The 17684-nt window shown below is 37.8% G+C and carries 12 protein-coding genes and 1 tRNA gene; 9 read left to right on the top strand and 4 right to left on the bottom strand.

Annotated features, from left to right (window positions below; translation table 11 throughout):
- Positions 1–25 precede the first annotated feature (25 nt).
- From H3T46_RS08385 to H3T46_RS08360, 6 genes are all read left to right on the top strand, one after another.
- Positions 26–1210: an LL-diaminopimelate aminotransferase gene (locus H3T46_RS08385; protein ID WP_155566280.1), complete on the top strand. Its 1185-nt coding sequence runs from the start codon at positions 26–28 to the stop codon at positions 1208–1210.
- 51 nt (positions 1211–1261) lie between these two features.
- Positions 1262–2584, top strand: coding sequence for a homoserine dehydrogenase (locus tag H3T46_RS08380; protein WP_198198265.1), 1323 nt, complete (start codon positions 1262–1264; stop codon positions 2582–2584).
- A gap of 27 nt (positions 2585–2611) precedes the next feature.
- Positions 2612–3607, top strand: coding sequence for a class II fructose-bisphosphatase (gene glpX, locus H3T46_RS08375; RefSeq protein WP_155579981.1), 996 nt, complete (start codon positions 2612–2614; stop codon positions 3605–3607).
- 15 nt (positions 3608–3622) lie between these two features.
- Positions 3623–5428 carry a single-stranded-DNA-specific exonuclease RecJ gene (recJ, locus tag H3T46_RS08370; RefSeq protein WP_198198267.1) on the top strand — a complete coding sequence of 602 codons (1806 nt, stop codon included), beginning with the start codon at positions 3623–3625 and terminating at the stop codon, positions 5426–5428.
- 55 nt (positions 5429–5483) lie between these two features.
- Positions 5484–5559, top strand: a tRNA-Glu gene (locus tag H3T46_RS08365).
- Positions 5560–5699: 140 nt separating this feature from the next.
- On the top strand, positions 5700–6590 hold the full coding sequence (locus H3T46_RS08360) for a glycosyltransferase (protein WP_198198269.1): 891 nt from the start codon (positions 5700–5702) through the stop codon (positions 6588–6590).
- Positions 6591–6693: 103 nt separating this feature from the next.
- On the opposite strand, the gene ilvD is transcribed toward H3T46_RS08360, so the two are convergent.
- Complete coding sequence (gene ilvD / locus H3T46_RS08355; protein WP_110439549.1) at positions 6694–8529, bottom strand: dihydroxy-acid dehydratase; 1836 nt, start codon at positions 8527–8529, stop codon at positions 6694–6696.
- Positions 8530–8800: 271 nt separating this feature from the next.
- Between ilvD and H3T46_RS08350 the strand changes: the two genes are divergently transcribed.
- Positions 8801–9337, top strand: coding sequence for a D-glycero-beta-D-manno-heptose 1,7-bisphosphate 7-phosphatase (locus tag H3T46_RS08350; RefSeq protein ID WP_198198271.1), 537 nt, complete (start codon positions 8801–8803; stop codon positions 9335–9337).
- Positions 9338–9627: 290 nt separating this feature from the next.
- Entirely contained in the window at positions 9628–11934 is a 2307-nt protein-coding gene (locus H3T46_RS08345; RefSeq protein WP_232350038.1) for a nitric-oxide reductase large subunit, read from the top strand.
- 68 nt (positions 11935–12002) lie between these two features.
- Here the strand turns inward: H3T46_RS08345 and H3T46_RS08340 are convergent, their stop codons facing one another.
- The 3 genes from H3T46_RS08340 to H3T46_RS08330 form a co-directional block, all read right to left on the bottom strand.
- The gene (locus tag H3T46_RS08340; protein WP_232350037.1) at positions 12003–13439 is read right to left on the bottom strand and encodes an FAD-binding oxidoreductase; all 1437 of its coding nucleotides are present in this window, start codon (positions 13437–13439) and stop codon (positions 12003–12005) included.
- Between the two features lie 16 nt (positions 13440–13455).
- A complete protein-coding gene (locus H3T46_RS08335) occupies positions 13456–14832 on the bottom strand; it encodes an APC family permease (RefSeq protein ID WP_198198273.1) in 1377 nt (458 codons plus the stop codon).
- A gap of 666 nt (positions 14833–15498) precedes the next feature.
- Entirely contained in the window at positions 15499–16716 is a 1218-nt protein-coding gene (locus tag H3T46_RS08330) for an MFS transporter (RefSeq protein ID WP_198198275.1), read from the bottom strand.
- A 92-nt stretch (positions 16717–16808) separates the two neighbouring features.
- On the opposite strand from H3T46_RS08330, the gene H3T46_RS08325 reads away from it, so the two are divergent.
- Positions 16809–17477, top strand: coding sequence for a GntR family transcriptional regulator (locus H3T46_RS08325; RefSeq protein WP_155564895.1), 669 nt, complete (start codon positions 16809–16811; stop codon positions 17475–17477).
- The last annotated feature ends 207 nt before the right edge of the window (positions 17478–17684 follow it).

Here is a 17684-nt window from a genome sequence, read left to right as displayed (position 1 = left end):
TATTCTATTCAAACGAGCCTATGTCATGACAGAAGAATTCCATCGTATTCGTCGCCTGCCACCTTATGTATTTGCTGAAGTAAATGCCGCTAAAAAGGCCGCACGAGCACGTGGAGAAGATATTATAGATCTGGGTATGGGAAATCCAGATAGCCGTCCCCCTGAACATGTTATCCAAAAATTAATTGAAACAACCTCTGCCCCCCGTGTCCACGGTTATTCCGTCAGTCGTGGAATTGCCGGTCTACGCAAAGCCCTTGCAAATTATTATCAAAGACGTTTTAATGTCACCCTTGACCCTGAACATGAAACAATCGTGACTTTGGGATCAAAGGAAGGGTTGGCAAACCTGGCTTCTGCAATCACCAGTCCTGGTGATACTATTCTTGTTCCCAATCCTTCCTATCCCATTCATCAATTTGGATTTATTATCGCTGGTGCTGCAATTCGCTCAATTCCTGCTAAACCAGATGAACATATGCTGGAGGCACTGCATCGTGCTGTTAAACATTCCATTCCGAAACCCACCGCCCTTATCGTCAATTTTCCTTCAAATCCCACCGCCTATTTGGCAGATCTGGATTTTTATCGTGAGCTCGTTCAGTTTGCAAAAAAAGAATCAATCTGGATTCTCTCTGATTTGGCTTATGCTGAAATTTATTTTGGTGAGAAAATTCCCCCCTCCATTTTGGAAATACCAGGAGCAAAAGATATCGCTGTCGAATTTACTTCCATGTCTAAAACCTACTCAATGGCTGGCTGGCGTATCGGTTTTGCCGCCGGTAACAGAAAACTGATTGCTGCACTAACCCGAATCAAATCGTATTTAGATTATGGGGCCTTCACACCAGTTCAAGTTGCCGCAACGGCAGCCCTGAACAATCCCCAGGATTATGTAGAAAAAATTCGGACCCTATATAAAGAAAGAAGGGATACCATAATCAAAGGGTTGCATTCAGCTGGATGGAATGTTCCTTCTCCTGAAGCCTCCATGTTTGCATGGGCCCCCATTCCTGAACAGTTTAAATCAATGGGAAGTGTTGAATTTTCCAAACTTCTTCTCAAGGAAGCCCAGGTTGCTGTCGCCCCTGGTCTTGGTTTTGGTGAATATGGTGACGATCATGTTCGAATTGGTCTGGTGGAAAATACCCAAAGATTGAGACAAGCCTGCCGTTCAATAAAACATTTCATGCAGGCTTACTCTAAATAGCCCAACTATCTTTATTTAAGAAAAAATATATATCTTGCTCGGAGAAATTTTATGGATAATCCTTCGGTTAATAAACCCTTAAACCTTGGAATCGCTGGTCTTGGAACCGTAGGAATTGGCGTGTTACGATTATTGCAAAATAATCAAAAAACTATAACGAACCGTGCTGGACGCCCGATCCGCATCCATGCCGTGAATGCCAAAAACCGCCATAAAAATCGAAATATTGATTTAACAACTTTTAAATGGTACGAAGATCCGTTAGATCTTGCAACTGATCCTGATATAGATGTTGTTGTTGAATTGATCGGCGGTGCAAATGGAGCGGCTTATGAACTTGTCTGTGAAGCAATAAAAAATAAAAAAGCTGTTGTTACAGCAAATAAGGCCCTGATTGCTCTGCACGGTAACGAACTTGCCAAAATGGCTGCCAGTCAAAATATTCCATTACTTTTTGAAGCTGCCGTTGCAGGTGGAATTCCCATTATTAAAACCATCAAAGAAGCCTTGGCGGCAGATCGCCTGATTGAAATTGGCGGAATCTTAAACGGAACCTGTAACTACATGTTGACCACCATGACAAGAACTGGACGAGGTTTTGAAGACATCCTAAAGGAAACTCAGCAACTTGGATATGCCGAAGCTGATCCATCCACCGATATTGATGGACTTGATGCCGCCCATAAACTTGCCATTCTGGCAAGCCTTGGTTTTGGGTATACTTTCAATTTCAAAGATATTTTTGTTGAAGGAATTCGAAACATCTCTCCACATGATATCCATTATGCCCAAGAATTGGGTTACACGATTAAATTGGTGGGTATGGCACAATATCATTCAGAAAACAAACTGGAATTACGTGTTCATCCCGCACTTTTGCCTCAGTCCTCTCCCTTGGCCCGTGTTAATGGCGTAATTAATGCCATTAGAACAAAAGGCGAATTTTCAGGTTATCTGATGCTTGAAGGTGCCGGAGCTGGCGAAGGCCCAACCGCCACGGCTGTTTGCGCTGATATCATCGATATCGCCAGAGGCAATACAATACCCATGTGGGGAACGGACTGGAATGAGCTCCGTCCCGCAACACTTGTCCCCAACTCGGATTTTAATAAAGCCTATTATATACGTCTTATTGTTGAGGATAAACCAGGTGTTGTGGCTGATATTGCAACCATTTTCAAAGAAAACAATGTTTCCCTACGAAGCCTGTTGCAACATAAAAATCATATGACTACTGATTCTGAAAATACAGTTCCTATCGTACTTGTGACTCATAAAAACAGGGAAAGTTCTTTATTAAAGTCATTAAAAGCAATTTATGACCTTCCTGCAATTCTGGAAAAACCCATCATGATCCGCATTGAAGAGCCATAATCATTACATACAAGGAAATTTTAAATCATGAATAAGCCTCCTTTTCAATCTGGTTATACCGTCTCTGATCGAAACTTGGCGCTTGAACTTGTACGCGTGACGGAAGCTGCAGCACTTAAGTCCTTTCACTGGGTTGGACTTGGCAAGAAAAACGAAGCTGATGCAGCAGCCGTTCAAGGCATGCGGCAAGCTTTTGATACTGTTGCCATTTCAGGCACCGTCGTAATCGGTGAAGGTGAAATGGATGAGGCTCCCATGCTTTATATTGGTGAAAAAGTTGGGGCTGGCGGACCCGAAATGGATATTGCTGTCGATCCATTGGAAGGAACAAATCTCGTTGCCAAGAATCTGCCCAATGCGATCACTGTCGTTGCATTGGCGGAAAAGGGAAACTTTCTTCATGCCCCTGATATCTACATGGACAAAATTGCCATTGGTCCGGGCTACCCCGAAGGTGTCATTGACATAGATAATAATGTTAAAACTAATTTAATGAACCTTGCAAAAGCGAAAAAAGTTGATATTTCTGATTTAACTCTCAGCATTTTGGAAAGAGAGCGTCATGAGGAAATTATTGCCAAAGCCCGTGAAGCCGGCGCTCATGTCAAACTAGTTTCTGATGGCGATGTTGCCAGCATTATCTCAACCTGTCTCCCAAAAAGTAATGTTGATATTGTCATAGGATCAGGTGGTGCCCCAGAAGGCGTTCTTGCTGCTGCGGCATTACGTTGTTTTGATGGACAAATGCAGGGCAGACTACTTTTTGAAAATAAAAAGCAGATTGATCGTGCCAGAAAGATGAATCCCCTTGATCCGCAACGCAAACTTTCCCTTCATGACATGGCCAATGGAAATGTCTTATTTTCGGCAACAGGGGTTACAAATGGTGATATCCTTAAAGGTGTACGCTGGAAAGGAAATCATGTATGGACAAATTCAATAGTTACGAGATCAGTATCAAAAACCATCCGTTTCATTAACGCTTGCCACGACCCGCGTAACAAACCTCAAACAACTATTTAAATTCCTCAAATCTCCATGTCGGAAACCTCTTCTCTAGTCCTTAATGTCAGTCAAAGTCTTTCAGGACGCCAATGGGTATGGCGTCATTCTTCTCTGGACCAGCATTTTCTGGATCGTCAGGCACAAGCGATTGCTCAGAAAGCTTCCCTTTTCGAGGTTGTTGGTCGCATGATGGCATTAAGAGGGGTATCCACGGAAAATTTGCCTTTTTTTTTATCCCCAACCCTTAAAACATTACTCCCCAATCCCTCTTGTTTAAAAGATATGGACAAAGCGGCAGCACGTATTGCCGATGCCATAATTAACCATGAGAAAATTGCCATATTTGGCGATTATGATGTAGATGGTGGCTGTGCCACAGCCCTGTTTAGCGACTTTTTTTCCATGCTGGGAAATCAAGCCATTTCATACATTCCAGATCGTTTCAAGGAAGGTTATGGTCCAAATGTGCAAGCGCTGGAACAGCTTATTCAACAAGGGGCAACCCTTATCATCTGTGTCGATTGTGGAACCGCAGCTCATTCCGTTTTTGATCAGATTAATCAGGAAAAAACAGACCTTATCGTTTTTGACCACCATAAATCAGAGATCGTTCCCAATATTTATGCAACCGTCAATCCTAATCGTTTAGACTGCACATCCAGACTAGGCAATCTTTGTGCCGGTGGAGTAAGCTTTATTGCATCCATTGCAATTACCCGAAATCTGCGGGAAAAAAATTATTTTCAAACCAACCCTGAACCTAATCTTTTTAAATTAATGGATCTCGTCGCTTTATCGACAATTTGTGACGTTATGCCTTTGACAGGCTTAAATAGAGCCTTTGTCACACAAGGCTTGAAAATCCTAGCAAAACGTGAACGTATAGGGTTGGCTGCCTTATTGGATGTTGCTGGAATTACGCAATTACCCAACGCCTTTAGTTGCGGATTCGCATTAGGTCCGAGAATTAATGCTGGTGGACGTATTTCCGAAGCAAGTCTTGGATTGCAGCTTTTAACGAACTCTAACCCCTTTGATGCAAGACTGATTGCCGAGCGTCTGGATACCATCAATAAACAACGGCAGAATATTGAAAAAGATGTATTGGATCAGGCCACCGAACAAGCAATGGAACAATATAGACAAGGTAATGCCGTCATTATGCTTAGCAATCCAAAATGGCATTCCGGTATCGTTGGCATTGTTGCAGGCCGCATCAAGGAACAAATCAACCGTCCAATTTTAATCGGGACAGAACTACAGGATGGCACCGTCAAAGGCTCTGGCCGGTCTGTTCCTGGCCTAGATTTGGGAGCCGCCATTATCGCAGCAAAACAGGCTGATTTATTAATCCAGGGAGGAGGTCATACAATGGCAGCCGGTTATTGCTATCATAAAGACAAAGGCCAGAAATTACACGATTTTCTTAATCATTATTTAAACCAGGCCACTCATTATCCGACTGTCGCAGATTTAGAAATTGAAACCGTCATCACTCCAGCAGGAGCCTCAGTTGAACTGGCCAAACAGATTGAAAATCTGGCCCCCTTTGGAAATGGAAATGAAGAACCCCTCATTGTCCTGTCTTATGTACACATTATCCGTACGGACAGGATAGGCAAAGATGGGAATACCTTACGGTTAATCATTCAGGGAGAAGAAAGACAATCCTTAAAAGCCCTTCTCTTCCGTGCAGATCAGAATCCGATAACTGTATTCTTAGAAGATTCTCAAAACCGGCGACCTGTTCATTTGGCAGGATGGTTACGTAACAATCAATGGAATGGACAGGAAAATACAACTTTTTTTATAAAAGATGCAAGTTTTATAAAAAATTAATATTTTTTACTTGACCAAGAGATCACACCCATGTATTAAAACCTTCATTGCCTCTGTCCCGTTCGTCTAGAGGCCTAGGACATCGCCCTTTCACGGCGGCAACACGGGTTCGACTCCCGTACGGGACGCCAATAATTTATTGCATAAATTATTTGCATCGAATATTATTCATATCTAGTCTGAAGTTAAATAACCATTTGTTATTTTAACTTATTCTATTGTTTTATGCTATATAAAGAAATATGTATTCTTTTAAATGGCTCTCCCATAAATGAAATGTGCTGCTCTCATTGTAACTTACAATCGGCTGAATAAATTACAATTATGTTTACGCGCAACTTTTGCCCTTAAATTTGATACAATAATAGTCATTGACAATGCATCCACAGATGGTACAGAACAATGGCTATCCTCTCTAAAAGAATCCCGCCTACAAATCTTGCGCATGAAAAATAATATTGGGGGTGCGGGTGGATTTAAATACGGTGCCCAATATATTGCGTCTTTAGACATAGACTGGATTTTTTTCTTTGATGATGATGCCTATCCAGCTGAGAATTTGCTTGATAATTTTATCCAGTTCAAAAAAGACAATTATCAAATTTTTTGCTGCAGGGTATTAACCCCTGATTATAAAATATGTTCCATGAACATACCCTTTAAAAAAATACCCTCAACTTTACTGGCCACAATACATTATAAAATAAACCCAAAACAGTTTTTACCGCAGTCTGATGCAATCTGTGAAGTACAAACCTTTTCGTTTGTAGGAACCATTATTCATAAAAACATTTTAAAAAAATACGCCCATATAATAATAGATGATCTGTTTATTTATTTTGACGATTTGGCTTTTTCATATTACTTGTCACAAAAAAATAATAAAATTCTGTATGTTCCAGATTTTATTTTTATACATGATGTTATTTTACATTCCCAAATTTTTTCAAATAAGAAATTATATTATCTTGTACGTAACCTGATCATTACCCATAAAATTTACAGGAACAAACCTTTTTTTACTTTTCCTTCAACTTTATGCAGAATTATGACATGTTTCCTTTTATGCGTGATTCAAAAAAATAGAGTCCAATCCTTAAGATATTTGTTTAATGGAATAAAAGATGGATTTAGTTATAAAGTTAAAAATATTCTTATTTAAATAAAATCCTATATTGCATTTTCAAAACACATTTTTTTACGAAATAATACGCTTTCAATAAAATAATGAAACAATTATCCCACTAAAAGCGTAGTTGTTTTAATCAATCAAATAATTTTCTATTTCTAACAGCCCCCTTGTCCGCACTGGTTGCCATCATCGCGTAGGATTTCAAGGCCATACTAACTTTACGTGCTCTTGCCCTGACAGGTTTCCAGCCCTTTTGATCCTGCTCATTTCGGCGCTGTTTCAGGATATCATCCGATACCTGCAAATGAATGGAGCGATTAGGAATATCAATCTTAATTGTATCCCCGTCTTTAACCAAGCCAATTGTTCCTTTGTCGGCAGCCTCTGGAGATACATGCCCAATTGATAAACCGGATGTTCCACCTGAAAAGCGTCCATCTGTCAATAACGCACAAAGTTTCCCAAGATTTTTTGATTTCAAATAACTGGTTGGATAAAGCATTTCCTGCATTCCCGGACCTCCCTTAGGTCCTTCATAACGAATAACAACAATATCCCCGGGTTCAATTTGGTCTGATAAAATGCTTTCAACTGCACTATCCTGGCTTTCAAAAACACGTGCCTTGCCTTCAAATACCAAAATTGATTGATCAACACCGGCTGTTTTTACAACACACCCATCTTCAGCTAAATTACCATACAAAACAGCCAGTCCACCATCTTTGGAATATGCATGTTCAATATCACGGATACAGCCGCCAACACGATCCTGATCCAACGTTTTCCAACGCTGATTTTGACTGAAGGCCTGTTGAGAAGGGATACCACCGGGAGCGGCTTTAAAAAAATCCAAAACAGATTTTTCATGTGTTGAAATAATATCCCAATGAAGAATAGCATCCTTTAAACTATCTGAATGGACCGTGATCGTGTTGAGATGCAATAAATTCGCTTTAGCCAGTTCACCCAGAATTCCGTAAACACCTCCAGCCCGATGCACATCCTCAATATGATAGAGCTGAGTATTCGGGGCCACTTTACATAATTGTGGTATTTTACGAGATAGACGGTCAATATCCTGTAATGTAAAAGGAACTTCCCCTTCTTGTGCTATGGCCAAAAGATGTAAAATCGTATTCGTTGACCCCCCCATAGCAATATCCAAGGCCATCGCATTTTCAAAGGCCTCTTTCGTTGCAATGGAACGTGGCAATATTTTATCATTACCATCCCTATAATAAGAATTACAAAGTTCAACAATTCTTTTGCCCGCCCTTCTGAATAAAAACTGGCGATCTTTATGCGTAGCCAACAAAGTGCCGTTACCAGGAAAGGAAAAACCCAAAACCTCGGTTAGACAATTCATGGAATTGGCCGTAAACATACCAGAACAAGAACCACAAGTTGGACAGGCGTTTCGTTCATATTCCGTTACCTGACTATCTTGAACATTATCATCACCGGCGGCAATCATCGCATCAATCAGATCCAGTTTATGATTAGCCAGATGACTTTTACCCGCTTCCATTGGACCACCGGACACAAAAACAGCAGGGATGTTCAAACGCATTGCAGCCATTAGCATCCCAGGAGTTATCTTATCACAATTCGAAATACAAACCATTGCATCTGCACAATGCGCATTCACCATATATTCAACTGAATCAGCAATAATCTCTCGACTTGGTAAGGAATATAGCATTCCATCATGCCCCATCGCAATTCCGTCATCAATCGCAATTGTGTTAAATTCTTTTGCCACGCCACCGGCATTTTCAATTTCTTTTGCAACCATCTGGCCCAAATCCTTTAAATGAACATGGCCGGGAACAAATTGGGTAAAAGAATTAACCACAGCAATAATTGGTTTATGAAAATCATCATCTTTCATTCCAGTTGCACGCCATAAAGCACGTGCACCAGCCATATTACGACCATGAGTAGAAATGTATGAACGATATTGAGGCATCCGTTAACCCTTGCATGAAAAAATTAAAATAAATTGTGATTAAAATTAATTCCTATTGAATTAGTTCACTATTCTGTAAAAGCAATTTTATACATGATTTTTTTAATAAATTATTATTATATCTTACAATCAACCGCTTTCTTTATTTGAAATCATCATAAATCTTTAAACGTGATAAGAAAACTTTTAAATTGATTTCTGTTTCATAACCGGTCAAAACGAATTGATTATTTTATTTAACAATCGTCAATGAAATAGAAAATATTCTCGAATGTCCCGTTTTTTATCAAAAATTATAAAACCCGCAATCTTTTTTGACCGGGATGGTGTTATCAATATCGATACGAACTATCCTTATCGTCTGGAAGATTTAATTTTGGTTGAAGGGGTTGAAGAGGCTATTTGTCAAGCCAAGAAACTCGGTTTCCTTACCGTCGTAGTAACCAACCAATCCGGGGTTGCACGCGGCTTTTTCACAGAACGGGACGTCCAGAACTTTCATCACTATATTCAAGAAAAACTAAAAAAATATAATACCGCTATTGATGCCTTTTATTATTGTCCCTACCATCCAGAAGCCAAGATTAAAAAGTATCGACAGGATCACCCTGATCGTAAACCGCATCCAGGAATGATTGAACATGCAATTCATGATTTATTCATTGATCGTCAGCATTCTTTTTTGATTGGTGATAAATTGACTGATTTACAGGCTGCAGAAAATGCAAATATTGCAGGATATCTTTTTAAAGAGAAAAATCTTGCATCTTTTTTGAATAAAATAATTAAAAAACAATTAAAATATTAATTTAAGTTCGTTATAAATTCTTTTTTACAATTAAAAATCAATTTTCTATATATATTAACATTATTACTAATCAATTAATACCTCTTAAAATCTTTTCAATTACAATCAAACTTATTCGTCATTTTTATTATTAATTCGTAAAAATTAAAAAGATGTAATTAAAATATATCTTTATTGCCTTTTCATATTAAACGTTATATAAGATGTATTTGAAATAAATCTTTTACTTAAATATTAAGAATCCTTTTATTTCAAATAAATATATTTAAAAATACTGAATCGATAAGTCTATGAAAAGTAATTATCAAGATGGTGTTATCAGTACTCTAACATCAGAAATACTTACAAAGCTTAACAGGAACCCTGTTAACAGAAAATTGAAATGGCTACTTTTAATTTCAGCCTTTCTATGTTTTTTATTTATGGGATGGGCAACATTATTCACCTATCAGCAAAGCCCACCTATTCCAGTTCAATTCATTTCATCACAAGATCAGGTTTTATTCACAGACAAAGATATTTTTCTTGGAAAACAGGGTTTTCAAAAAGCCGATCTGATTGATTACGGTGGATTATACGGTATGGGATCCATGTTTGGACCCGATTATACTGCCAAAACTCTCGTGGATCTTGCCAAAGCAACTCGAGAATATCTAGCCCGAGAAAAATTTCATCAGTCTTTTCATTTATTAACTTCAGATCAACAATTCCTTATTCAAAGGAAAATGCAAATAATGTTACATAACGTTGATCTTACACAGAAATCTTTACGTTTTCCTACTGCGTTTAGTCAGGCAATCGTCGATGTCAGAAAAAATTTATCTCAAGAATTAGTACAGGATAATTCCAAGGCCGGTTACTCGCGGGCTCATACATTAAATCAAGCGGATGCCAAAAGTACTTCTGAATTTATTATCTATACAGCCCTCACATCCGTAGGCCATCGCCCCAACAGCACCATATCCTGGACACAAAATTGGCCTTATGAACCCATTGCAGGAAACCAACCTACCAGCCAAACCTTTACCTGGACATGGGCTGGGTTCTGTTTTGCCTTTGCAGGCTTTGGTGCCGTGATCATGATCAATCGTATCTGGCTATCTGGTGAAGATAGGGAGGCGATGGACCAGGTTATCGACGGATTTAAGAATCTGACCCCAAGCCAGAAAAAAATCGGCAAATATTTTTTATTTGTTGCCACTATTTTCCTCGTCCAGCTTCTAATGGGTGGATTAATGGCCCATTACTATTCTGAACGGACAAGTTTTTACGGATTTGAAATAGGAAAATATTTACCTTTTAATTTTCTACGAAGTATTCATTTGCAAACCCCGATTGTATGGATTGCATTTTCCTGGATTGGTTCAGCTCTATTTTTAGGGCCAATTATCAGTGGAAAAGAAGCAAAATATCAGAATATACTTGTTGATCTTTTATTTTATGCATCAGTGATAGTTATTGCGGGTATTGTCATTGGCAACTATCTGGGCATCATAGGTTACCTGCCTCATTTATGGTTTTGGTTCGGCAACCAGGGCAATTCCTATCTGGAATTAGGCAGAGGTTGGCAATATGCTTTTTTTGCCGCTCTTTTGTTTTGGAGTTATTTAGTATTCCGCTCCTTCTGGCCCGATAAACGTCACTGGCAAAGAGCCTTTAAATCATTCCGTATTGGAAATATACGTCTTGAACATTTATTCTGGTTATCGACCCTAAATATTGCCGTTTTATACGTATTTGGCATGATCCCTATGTTTGAAATAGGCAAGTCCTATACCATGGACGACTTCTGGAGATGGTGGGTCGTTCATCTTTGGGTTGAGGAATCATTTGAATTCTTCACGGCATGTGTTACCGCCTATCTTTTGATGGGGATAGGATTGATTTCCCGTTGTTTTGCTGAGCGGACAGTTTATTTTGAACTCATCCTAATCTTTATTGGTGGGGTCATTGGCACAGGTCACCATATGTATTGGGCCGGTGAACCATCCATTTGGATCCCCATGGGAAGCATGTTCTCATTTATCGAGGTTTTACCCCTAATTCTATTGGTTATCGAATCTATTGACGAATATAAAATCATTACAGCCCATCAGACTTTCCAGTATAAATTGGGATATATGTATATTATTGCTGCTGCAATATGGAATTTTATCGGTGCGGGTGTCTTTGGTGGGGGTGTATTAAATGCACCACTTGTTAATTATTATGAACATGGGACGTTTTTAACCTTGAATCATGCCCACACCTCTCTTTTTGGAGCCTTTGGTCTTTTAGGACTGGGAATGATTTATTTCTGTTTAAGATATATTGCTAGTGACAAATATCCATTTATAGAAAAATGGGGATATATTGCCTTATTCCTCTATAATATCACACTTGTCCTATGGACTACATTAACCTTTTTCCCTGTCGGCTGGCCCCAACTCAACGCTGTTTACGAACACGGATTAACTTACGCCAGAAGCTTAAGCTTTTATGATACCAAAACATTTTGGCAATGGTTACGTATAATAGGGGATATTTTCTTTTCGATAGGCGCTTTAATTATGTGCTGGGATTTTATCGTGAAACTCAAACCTATTTTTAAAAAATAACATTTCTATTTCTTTTATAAAAAGCTCGTCAAAATTCAATAAATAAATAATAATGACGAGCAATTTTATCAGAAAGAAATCATTTTACCGGGTGTAATTTTATTTCCAAGTCCCAACAGCGACTTGGCTAAAGGAATTGCAACAGGTGCAAGTTGTCTCCCCATTAAAATTGAACGGTGCTCGATAGAGGCCAGCATTTCAAAATCATCATTTAATTTTAGGAAATCATCTCGTATCGCTTTGCCTATACGGACCGTTTGGGCAATCCCATGACCACTCCATCCATGAACCGCATAAATAGGCGCTTTTTCTCCTAATTTACGACAATCTACCGCCCCATTTAGGGTTAAATCAGTTGTTCCACTCCACGCTAATTCTAAATGAATATCATCACGTTGAGGAAAAATAGTCTTAATTCGTGACATTAAATAATCAACAACTTTATCAGAATTCCATCGCATTCCTGTTCCTTGCCCTCCAAATAAGATACGCTCTTTACGGACCGGGCGATAATAATCTATTTGTAGCTGCGTATCATAAACAGCCATTTGTGTCGGAAGCAATGTTTTACTCCCCCCCTCAATCGGATTAGTAACACCAACATAAGTATAAAAAGGAATGGTTGAATTAACATCTGATAATAATTGAAAGGTCGTATGGTGAACGGCTAATACCACGCCTTTTTTAGCAAGAATTTTACCCTGTGCCGTTTCAATAGATACCCCTTCTGATACAGTTTCTATTTTTAGAACTTCACTATCCTCATAAACATGCCCACCATTTTTAACAAAACCATAAATCAAACCACGCGTTAAACCTAAAGAATGAATTTGCCCTCCAATCTTATCCAAAGCACCACCATAATAAAGTTCTGAATTGATATGATCACGAATTTCATAAGGCCCTAAAATGCGAACACTATCATCACCTAAATATCGACGTGCATCTGCCCCAACCGTCAAAGCATTGATATGACCAGGATGAATCGCCGCGGTTAAATGCCCACGACGCATATCTAAATCCAAGGCATAATGTTCTGTTATTTCTTGAATAAGATCAAACGATTCAATGGATGTAAATTTCCACAAACGACAAGCTTCGTCATAATCGAAATTCTCAATAATAGATTCTGCTTCCCATCGTGCCAATCCAGGCGTCAATTGTCCGCCATTTCTTCCCGAAGCAGCTGACCCCACCTTATTTTTTTCAAGAAGGATTGTTTCAACCCCAGATTCTGACAAATGTAAAGCCGTAGAAGCCCCAAGCAATCCGCCACCAACCACTACCACATCACATTCACAATCATGTACTAAGGCTGGAAATGTTTTCCATGGGGATAAAGTCGCCTCATAATAATTGGCGGGTCTAGCTAATACATCCTCATCTTGTACTTGTCGCGAATCAACCCAGTTCCATTCTTCCTGTTTAGGACCTTCATCCGTTTTTCTAAAGGTAACATCTTCTGTTAAAATAGGTTTTTCAAGTTTTTGTTCTGTATTCATCATTCTCATCCGACCACACTTATAATGTTGATTTAGCTACATGAATATCTGCTCCAGACGTTAACGACAAATCATGCCTTTTAAATAAAGGCCGTTTACGAACTTTACAGTATAAAATATAGGTTATTCCTAAAGCGGTCCAAAAGCCTCCCAATAAAAGTGCGTCTTCTTTTAAATTAGTCCACATCACAATTACGGAGAACATTCCCAAAGAAGGACAGATAATATTTTTTAAAATTTGTTTAAGCGTTGAAAACTCTTTTTTATAACATACAAACCATATAAACACAGAAATGTTAACCGCACTAAAAGCTACCATCGCACCAAAACTAATTAATGAGACGGCTGTATCTAACCGAAAGAAAATAGCATTTAAAGAAAGAATTCCCACCAACAGCACACAAACGATAGGAGAGCGATAGTGAGAATGAATATATTGCAATTTTTTCCATGGAATAACCCCATCAATCCCCATAATATAAATTAAGCGTGCTGCACTGGCATGCGATGCCAGAGCCGAAGCGAAAGTATTAATCAAGATAGCTAATAAAAAGATCGATTGAAACAATTTCCCCCCCACGTACAAAACAATTTCAGGCATTGCCTCAATAGGATCTTTGAAAGGGCTATTATTCGGATAGTAAAGCTGGATAAACCATGCCGATACAAAAAAGATAATACCACCCGTTAAAACCGTAGCAATAATCGCCCGCGGTATATTTTTTCTGGCATCAAAAGTTTCATTTGCAAGCGTGGTTACAGCATCAAATCCCAAAAAAGAAAAACATAAAATAGCAGCACCACTTACCAAGGGAATAAAAGAATTGTCCCCATTCATCAAAGGTTTTAACGTCATTACGTGCGATACATCATATTTAAAGACCAAAGCATGAATAACCAAATAGATGAAATAAACCATCAAAATTAAAGGAATACCAACGAACAAGGCATTAAGATTGGCAAGAAATTTAATATTTCGACAATTAATAAACGTAACTAATGCCGTATAAAGAATGATTAACATCCACGCGGGGATATCAGGGAATAAAGCTTTGAGATAAATTCCTGAAAGTAAACTATTAATCATTGGCAATAAGAGATAATCAAGCAGGGTTCCCCACCCGACAATAAAACCACTAATTTTACCGCAAACTTGATTGGTATAACTATAAGCAGAGCCTGATTTAGGAAAAATAACAGCGAGTCGACTGTAACTAAAAGCAGTCAACATGATGGCACCCAATGCCAATAAATAAGCCATAGGAACACGACCATTCGTTACACCTGATACGATACCAAATGTGTCAAAAACAGTCATGGGAGTCATGTAAGCTATCCCGATGATAATAACTCGCCAAAGAGATAACTGAGCTTGGTGCGGTGCTAACTCATTCATATGCCTGCCTTTATTATCTAAATAAATTTTACAAACAATTTTGAGAACATTATTTATAAAATTTATAGTAACAAAACATTTTTATTAAGAAACTATTTTTTTTATTAAGAAAATATTTTTTACAAATTAATATCACATATCATTGTTATCAACAGATTTACTTTGCCTTATGCAAAGGATACTGTTAATGAGACATATTTTTGAATTAATCAACCTTTTATTTGCAAAAAAAACAGATATAGGATCGAAACCTGAATTTCGTTTATAAGAATGTTTTTTGCAAAGGAATCAAAAGTAACAGAAGATTTTATGAATAAAAATAGAACCTACTATCTAGACCCATGAAAGAAAAATGTTTTAATTTAATTTATCGGGAAGACGTATCAGTAGTATTATGAAAGCTGACTTAGTAATTCATCATTATATATAACAGAACCAAGTTTTTGAAAAAAAATTATCTTTCAGAAAATTATGTGTTTGCAGAATCACTATTGACACAAGCAGCTTTTAAAACAGTTAATTTATAATCCAGTGCCATAATCTGTCCGGCGACTGAAAAAGATATAAAATTATTTAATATAAAATCTTGAAAATCCATAAATAGAAAAGCTGTTTTTCTTTATTCATTTTTAAATAAACCATTAAATTAGCCTTTTTAATATAATATTAATATTTATAATCCGATATTTTTAGCGCAAACCAATTGCCTATGGCACCAATCAGCAATAGAACACTTGTTGCGAGAAATACGAAATACATACCCATATAACCACTGACAAACCCGCCAGCCAATGGACCGATAACCTGAGCAACATATTGTACGGAAATAGTATAACCCAATACAGTTCCCACTAAATGATTTGGAACTTGATGTCGAATGATTGTTATAATGCAGGGCATTAAACCACCAAGGGCCAATCCCATAAAAAAACGTAATACGATAAGTTGCCAGACTGACGTGACATAGGCTTGAGGAACAAGCAATATCCCGGCGATAATTAAGGTCCAGATAATAATCCGTGCATGACCTATTTTATCCGCTAAATGACCAAGCCATGAAGCAGACAAGATACTCCCAAAAGCGCCAGCCGACATAATCAAACCTGCAAAGAAAGTTATTCTGGATTGCTCAACAGCCAGTTGATGAACATATAAGGTTATAATTGGTTCGATAGACATATTGGCAATCATTAGTAACATACCCGTAACCAGCATTATGAAAATCAATCTTTTATTGGGAATATCGAACCAATTTCCTTTAACGGTTTTTTCATGAATAACCAACTTTGAAGGTTCTCGAATAAAACCCAATGTAACAAGAAACGTAATGAAAATTAAACATCCTGCCCCTATGAACGTAATACGGATTCCTATTAAAGATGGCAATATCCCCCCAATCAGGGGACCAATCAGATTTCCTGCCATGATACCGGATGAAAGCAGTCCAAGTGCCCAAGCAGAACGATCCTTGGGAGTTTGGGCAGCAATCATGATTGTTGCACCTGAAGAATATCCTCCAGCAAAACCCGCAAGCAATCGTAATCCAACCAATTGCCAAATATTTGTCGCACATCCCATCAATGCCATTGTCACGGCCATACCTAGACTCGCCCTAAGAAGCATTGGTTTACGACCATAACGATCCCCCAGATATCCCCAGAATGGCGCAATCATTCCTGCTATAAAAAATGTTGCGCTATAGGCTATTCCTGACCATTGAGCTATACTTGCATGATCTTTGACTCCCAACTGCTGAACATAGATCGGTAAAAAAGGCAACATTAATGTCATTGCAAGAAAGGTTGAAAATGATCCAAATAAACAAACAAAAAGATTGCGAACCCAATATGACTCATCTTGATCCGTTTCAATTGTTGAGGACATGATAAATCTACCATAAAATTGTCTTTGATTGGTATACCAAATTGGTATACCAAAATGATCCTATCATATAATCAATAATAAGAAACAAATTTATGAACGAAACCCTTACTCAAGCTCAGCATGCTGAAATAAAATTAAGAAATCTTATTCTGAATATGGAAATAGCACCGGGTGAACGTATAACAGAACGTGATATTGTAGGGTTCATTGGAATTTCTAGAACCTCCATTCGAACCGCATTATTTAAACTTGCTAGTGAGGGACTGGTTATTCACAAAAAATCCGGTTGGATTGTATCCCCGATTAATCTAGAAGAAATTTCTCAAGTGTGCATTTATCGTAAAATACTTGAGGTTGCCGCTATTCAAGAAACAACACAAATAGTTATAGATAAAAATATTTCAAAAGTTGAAAATCTACTGAATTCAATTTCACCAACCTCAACTCATGAACAGCTTGATCAAATTGGCCATGATTTTCACATATGGATTGCAAAACTGTCAGAAAATGAATTTATTATTCAAGGCACTGAAAATGCAATGATGAGATTAAGACGAGCCCGCTGGCTTGAAAATAAATATGATCACACGGGATGGGATGAACATCGTCAAATAGTGATTGCCTTAAAAAAGGGAAAAATACAAAAAACGATATCACTTATTGAAAACCATATCTCAAGAACACGTCAAAGCTTACTAAGTACACTTCAAAAAAAACAGCTAAGTCTTAGGGCTCAAGGCGCCTTTTTAACATCTAAGTAAATATCTTTTACAAATAATAGAATTAATTCAACCTAATTTCTTTAAATATTAAAGTGAGAATATAAGAATATTTCTTAAAAAATAATTGTTCTACAAAAAATGATATTAAATAATTTTTTTTTAATTTTTAATAAACAAAATATTTTTGATATAAAAACAAAAAAATACAGAACCAAATATATTGCTTATATTTTGTTTCCAACATTA

Origin of the sequence: Commensalibacter sp. M0133 (assembly GCF_016101485.1) — a bacterium.
In the GTDB taxonomy this organism is placed as follows: domain Bacteria; phylum Pseudomonadota; class Alphaproteobacteria; order Acetobacterales; family Acetobacteraceae; genus Commensalibacter; species Commensalibacter melissae.
The sequence above is the reverse complement of the archived record's forward strand: the minus strand, read 5'-3'. Positions and strand labels throughout refer to the sequence as shown.

Excerpts from the sequence above, each read along its gene's own strand:
- H3T46_RS08385 (WP_155566280.1), top strand. The coding sequence starts at position 26 with ATGACAGAAGAATTCCATCGTATTCGTCGCCTGCCACCTTATGTATTT.
- H3T46_RS08380 (WP_198198265.1), top strand. The coding sequence starts at position 1,262 with ATGGATAATCCTTCGGTTAATAAACCCTTAAACCTTGGAATCGCTGGT.
- glpX (WP_155579981.1), top strand. The coding sequence starts at position 2,612 with ATGAATAAGCCTCCTTTTCAATCTGGTTATACCGTCTCTGATCGAAAC.
- recJ (WP_198198267.1), top strand. The coding sequence starts at position 3,623 with ATGTCGGAAACCTCTTCTCTAGTCCTTAATGTCAGTCAAAGTCTTTCA.
- H3T46_RS08360 (WP_198198269.1), top strand. The coding sequence starts at position 5,700 with ATGAAATGTGCTGCTCTCATTGTAACTTACAATCGGCTGAATAAATTA.
- ilvD (WP_110439549.1), bottom strand. The coding sequence starts at position 8,529 with ATGCCTCAATATCGTTCATACATTTCTACTCATGGTCGTAATATGGCT.
- H3T46_RS08350 (WP_198198271.1), top strand. The coding sequence starts at position 8,801 with ATGTCCCGTTTTTTATCAAAAATTATAAAACCCGCAATCTTTTTTGAC.
- H3T46_RS08345 (WP_232350038.1), top strand. The coding sequence starts at position 9,628 with ATGAAAAGTAATTATCAAGATGGTGTTATCAGTACTCTAACATCAGAA.
- H3T46_RS08340 (WP_232350037.1), bottom strand. The coding sequence starts at position 13,439 with ATGATGAATACAGAACAAAAACTTGAAAAACCTATTTTAACAGAAGAT.
- H3T46_RS08335 (WP_198198273.1), bottom strand. The coding sequence starts at position 14,832 with ATGAATGAGTTAGCACCGCACCAAGCTCAGTTATCTCTTTGGCGAGTT.
- H3T46_RS08330 (WP_198198275.1), bottom strand. The coding sequence starts at position 16,716 with ATGTCCTCAACAATTGAAACGGATCAAGATGAGTCATATTGGGTTCGC.
- H3T46_RS08325 (WP_155564895.1), top strand. The coding sequence starts at position 16,809 with ATGAACGAAACCCTTACTCAAGCTCAGCATGCTGAAATAAAATTAAGA.